At 53.3% G+C, this 1,083-nt stretch carries 1 protein-coding gene; it reads left to right on the top strand.

The annotated features are described in order from the left end of the window. Window positions 1-391 precede the first annotated feature (391 nt). Window positions 392-1,083, top strand: a 692-nt coding sequence (locus tag BLT50_RS18895) for a CHASE domain-containing protein (RefSeq protein ID WP_175491550.1), incomplete at its 3' end; no start/stop codon positions are given.

Genomic DNA, 1,083 nt, shown 5'->3' on the forward strand with positions numbered 1-1,083 from the left:
AGGAAAATGTAAGAAATTTGCGTTCGCCGGCACGGCAAACGTTTGAACCAGACTTTACCTGCGATGCTGCGGGCGGCGCTTTCTCGGAGCATCGGTGGAGCGCTGTTCAAGGCAAAGGTGCCCCAATCGTGCCCCCGTTACTCAGGAAGTTGGCTATCGGAGCCCTCGTTCGACTAGCGTCTTCGTCGCTCGCCCTCTTGGACCTGTATGCCTCGATAAAGTACCGCTGAGAAAAGCCCCTGCGAGGTTCGTAGAAGCGAGGTCAATGCGATAGACTCGCGCTCAAAAGTGTGGCGCGAATACATTTAACGAAGCCACATCCGCTTATTGAGTATCGTTGGCTGACACGTTTTGGTTGTCGTTGGTGTGCCGTCATAGGAATCTTCTTCCTATGGTTGGAAAGACAAACATCGGCGCATATCTCGCCTCGCTGCTCGAGCGACGTCAGGTCAGTCTGGTCGCCATTGCAGTGTTTGTTCTCGCTGGCCTGCTTCTCGCGCTTCAGGTTGAAAGGCGTATTTCAAGCAATGAAAGAGTTTCAGAGCGCAGCGAGGCTCTTGAAGCCGCTTTCACTATCTCAAGCGACATCCAAAGAACGCTGGCCTTTCACAAAATGTTGGCTGACTCAATCGCCCGCGCGATCCAAGCGGACCCGGAGTTGGATCAGAGTAGCTTCGCAACGCTCGTGGCGCCGTTTTTTGATACTAATCCTGGTATACGCAGCATCGGGGTGGCAAAGGGTAGTGTCATTCGGTTCGTGTATCCCCTTGAAGAAAACGCGAGCGTTATTGGCCTCGATTATCTTGATACACGAACACAGGCGAACTCTTTTCTTCGAGTGAGAGATAGGCTGCAAGCGGAGTTTTCAGGGCCAGTGGACTTGGTTCAAGGAGGGCGTGGATACATCGAGCGCGTACCGGTTGTGGTCGATGACCAGAATGGAATTGATGCTTTTTGGGGTATGGTTTCTGTCGTTACCGATGAGGCTGCGCTTATTGCCCAGGCTATAAACGACCTGGACCCCGCATTGGGAACGGTGGTGACAAAAACTGACGGTGGCGGCGACCAGGTTCTATGGGGAGA

Origin of the sequence: Lutimaribacter saemankumensis (assembly GCF_900100005.1) — a bacterium.
Classification (GTDB): Bacteria; Pseudomonadota; Alphaproteobacteria; order Rhodobacterales; family Rhodobacteraceae; genus Lutimaribacter; species Lutimaribacter saemankumensis.